This is a genomic window from Candidatus Stygibacter australis (assembly GCA_030765845.1).
Lineage (GTDB): Bacteria > Cloacimonadota > Cloacimonadia > Cloacimonadales > TCS61 > Stygibacter > Stygibacter australis.
In genome coordinates this window covers 1-4,186 of sequence record JAVCDJ010000207.1, presented here as the reverse complement: position 1 = coordinate 4,186, position 4,186 = coordinate 1, and the positions used below count along the sequence as shown (strand labels likewise).

At 43.8% G+C, this 4,186-nt stretch carries 4 protein-coding genes; all 4 read right to left on the bottom strand.

The features are described from left to right. Nucleotides 1–546: FAD-dependent oxidoreductase (locus RAO94_10900; protein MDP8322847.1), on the bottom strand; the 546-nt coding region annotated here is incomplete at its 3' end. Next, a complete protein-coding gene (locus RAO94_10895) occupies nt 546–1,526 on the bottom strand; it encodes a D-glycerate dehydrogenase (GenBank protein MDP8322846.1) in 981 nt (326 codons plus the stop codon). The genes RAO94_10895 and RAO94_10900, both read right to left, overlap by 1 nt. Further along, the gene (thyX, locus tag RAO94_10890; GenBank protein ID MDP8322845.1) at nt 1,523–2,929 is read right to left on the bottom strand and encodes an FAD-dependent thymidylate synthase; all 1,407 of its coding nucleotides are present in this window, start codon (nt 2,927–2,929) and stop codon (nt 1,523–1,525) included. Before thyX ends, RAO94_10895 begins: the two co-directional genes overlap by 4 nt. Further along, nucleotides 2,926–3,741 carry a deoxyribose-phosphate aldolase gene (gene deoC / locus RAO94_10885; protein ID MDP8322844.1) on the bottom strand — a complete coding sequence of 272 codons (816 nt, stop codon included), beginning with the start codon at nt 3,739–3,741 and terminating at the stop codon, nt 2,926–2,928. The genes thyX and deoC overlap by 4 nt, the downstream gene beginning before the upstream one ends. Nucleotides 3,742–4,186: the final 445 nt, after the last annotated feature.

Sequence of the window (4,186 nt, the reverse complement as noted above, 5' to 3'; positions counted from 1 at the left end):
GTATTTCTCTTCCACCCTCTTTATCTCACACACTTCATTGTCAAAGAGCAGAAATCCATCATTAGCCCCAAACTCTATCTTCATTGCCCTCATAAATCCATGTGTATCCATGATCCCCGTACAAGGCACCAGCATTCCCATTATTGACTTCACTTCCGGTGCCAGCTCTTTGCACTCAGCACCTGAGAGTATCTCCAAATCACTCACTCCATTGCGCACACCATTTGCCTGCAATTCCTTCAAGGCAGCTATTTCTGATTCCTTCACTGCCACCACCAGCTTCCCGCAATTGCGATGAGCGATCTTGTGCTCTGCCAGATAATCGTATAAAAGCTTTCTACCTTCTATGCACAATTCAGCCTTTAAGCTTGATTGCGGGTAATATATTCCTGAATGGATAACTTCGCTATTACGACTGCTGGTATGCCTGCCATAGCTGGCTTCCTTTTCCACGATAACCACATCTTCATAAACCTTGCTGAGCTCTTTACCTATTGCCAATCCCACACAACCGGCACCGATTATCAGGATTTTTACTTCTTCCACTACCTGTTTCCTTCCATAACCTCTGGGTTGACGATCTCCGGAGGCATTTCACCTGCCAGACAGGCAGCCGCACAATCCCTCACCAGTTCCGCCATCCTGACCCGTGTTTCGAAACTGGCACTGCCAATATGCGGCACGATCACCACATTATCCAGAGCCTTCATCTCATCCGGCACCTCTGGCTCGTTGTAATACACATCCAGTCCGGCAGCAGCAATCTGCTTAGCTTGCAGTGCCTTGATAAGCGCCTGCTCATTGATAACTCTCCCTCGGGCAGTATTGATCAGCACAACAGTCGGCTTCATCATTCTTATCTGCTCAGCGTCTATCAAATGATGCGTTTCCTGGTTATAAGGAATGTGCAGGGAGATAATATCGCTTTCTCTCAGCACTTCTTCCAGAGACTTATTTTTTGCCTGCAAATGCTCATTCATCCATTCATTTTCATGATGATTATGATAGATAACCTTCATCCCAAAACCCATTGACCTCCGGGCTACTGCTTCTCCAATCCTGCCAGCTCCAATTATCCCCAGGGTTTTACCATAGATGTCCTGTCCCTGCATCAGCATGGGAGCCCAGCCGGTAAAATTACCTGCCCTGGTATATCTATCTGCTTCCACTATCCGCCGGGCAGCGGCAAATATCAGTGCCCAGGTGAGATCAGCAGTTGTTTCAGTGAGTACTCCCGGTGTATTGCACACGGGTATCCCCTTCTCTGTTGCTGCCTGCACATCAATATTATTATAGCCCACTGCATAATTACAGATTCCCTTAAGATCAGGGTTCAGTTCAATTATATCCCTGCCTATCCCGTCTGCCAGCATGGTGATGATCAGGTCGCAGTTTTGGATAGCTTCCTTAAACTCGTCCTGCTCCATATTCCGGTCATAGGGATTGCACTTCACTTCATAAATAGCTTCCAGTTCCTTCATTACGCTTTCGGGCAATCGTCTTGTTACATAAACTCTTGCTTTCATTTATCTTCTCCAAATCTGGTTTTACCTGTATATTCATCCTTACCCATGATCAAAGCTCCTGCATAAGGTAATTTCTCCTGGATAATAGCGTCTATCTGCTGGGATACTTCTCTGATCTCCCACTGGGCATGAGCATCTGAGCGAAGTCTTGAAAAATGATATAATTCTCTCAGGTTTGCCTTAAATAATACTGCCAGCCGATGTCCATTGGTCAAAATATAATTCCCCAATCCAGGTTTTACCTTCTCAAGTTTATAATACAGCTCTTCAGTTTCTTCCACCACTGGCATTATCAATTCCATACCACCAATTTCTCTGATCAATGGCGGGATGATAAAGCCGTTTTCCGGATGATAACTACTGCGCAGGATAGTGGACATCCGATGCCTTTTTAATTGCCCAAAACAGGATGATGAGATCAGGAGATTAAAGCTGATATCTGCCAGTTCAAATGCTCGCGGCATCCTCTGCCAGGGCGTTAGCCCCCTCAGCATCTCTTTATATATCTCTGCTTTCTCTTCATCACTCAATAGCAGCACCTGCTCATATATTGACCTGATATCATTACCGCTATTCTCAAAGATCATCCCTGCCAGTATCCAGTTTTCTGCACTCGGGGTCATGCTTACGAATTTCACCTGCTGGTTCAATCTCTCGCTTTCTATATAAGGTAATCTATCAAAATAACGCTTCTCGCATTCTTCACATTTGGTATAACGCACCAGCGAAGGGGCAATACTGCTTGCCTGCTGCCAGAGTGCTTCCCTGAGCTGCTTTGCTTCTGCCAGCTCATTTTTATCCAACCGCTGTAATAATCGCTCCATAGATCGGGCATTGATAGTCATGCCAAACTGCGTCTGCGTGGCTAATGCCAGCACGTAGCGTGCATCTTCCTTGGCTTTACCATTTAATTCACTCTTAGTGCCGGCAAATCCAGTCTTCTGCAGATGCTCTCCCGCTCTTTTATATAAAGTAGTATATAATTTATTCTGCCTTTCTATTACATGTTTAAATCTGGGTTCCAGCTCAGTACCGATGATTTCCGCTGGCAGATAATAATCACCCTTAAGGGTTACATATCTCTGTGATTTCTCAGTGAAAGATGCCAATCGACTCCGCTGTATATCTTCCACCAGCAGCCGTGAGATACCCGTGATATCAAAATTAAATACTGCATGCTCTGCAACAGAAGCATGCCCCATCTCAAATACAATATTCTGATTAGATGATCTTGCCTTGGCTACATCCGCCAAAGCTGCTTTGCGCAGGTCACCCACACTCTTCTTACTGCGTGATATCCTGGCATAGGCTGCTGAAATGGTCTCTGGAGTTGCCTGCTGCTGGTTTTCCAATTGCTGGATTTGACTGTAGTCAAGATTATATCCCGCTATTTCTACTTTCATTTATGCTCCAGACTCCCCATTATATCTAATTGCTGATCCACTATCTTAATTCCGCTGGATGCGCCTATCCTGTTTGCTCCTGCTGCGATCATAGCCCGGGCATCTGCTTCCGTGCGTACTCCGCCTGAGGCTTTCACTCCCATCTTATTACCTACCACTTTCCGCATCAGGCGTACATCTTCCACATTGGCTCCACCGGAAGAAAAACCTGTAGAAGTTTTCACAAAGTCAGCTCCCGCTTTCTTTGCCAGCAGGCAGGCGATGATCTTTTCGTCTTCAGTCAGCAGACAGGTCTCTATTATTACTTTAAGAAGTGCTCTATTCTGAATACAGGTATCGCTCACAATAGCAATATCCTGATATACAAGGTCATAATTACCTGATTTTAATTGTCCGATATTAATAACCATATCTATTTCCTTGGCACCATTCTCAATAGCCAGCCGCGCTTCAAATGCCTTCATTACAGAACTATTTGCACCCAGAGGAAATCCTATTACGGTACACACAATGCCATCAGGTAGATTTTCTGCTGCCAGACTCACCCAGCACGGATTAAGGCACACACTGGCAAAACGGTGTAATTCCACTTCCCGGCAGATTTTGAGGATATCTTCATCTGTAGCATCTGGTTTTAATATCGTATGGTCAATAAACCCGTTTAATTCGCAATTCTTCTCCACAAGCTGATCAGGATATTCACTCCGGTCTATCACTGAGTGCAGACTGACCACGTGCCCTCCTCCCGAACGGGAAGGAGTATTATCCTCAATCTGAAATATCTTTCTGGCTAACTTCTCTATTTTATTCATATTTTTCCTCCAGAAATACATTCAGTAAATCACAGATATTTTGTAAAGAATAATAGCTTGAACTTGTGATTAGTTATAAAGGCTTCATGATACCAGCAGGAAAAACTGCATGAACAGATATTTTGTGAACATGGTAGACTTTGTGCTCATAACGTAGATTAATCGTCCTCGATTAAGTCTTTTATAAGTCAATCAGGGATGATTGACCTACATTGATTTGGATTGATAACGTAGATTAATCGTCCTCGATTAAGTCTTTTATGAGTCAATCAGGGATGATTGATCTACATTGATATGGATTGATAACGTAGATTAATCGTCCTCGATTAAGTCTTTTATAAGTCAATCAGGGATGATTGATCTACATTGATTTGGATTGATAACGTAGATTAATCGTCCTCGATTAAGTCTTTTATGAGTCAATCAGGGATGATTGATCTACATT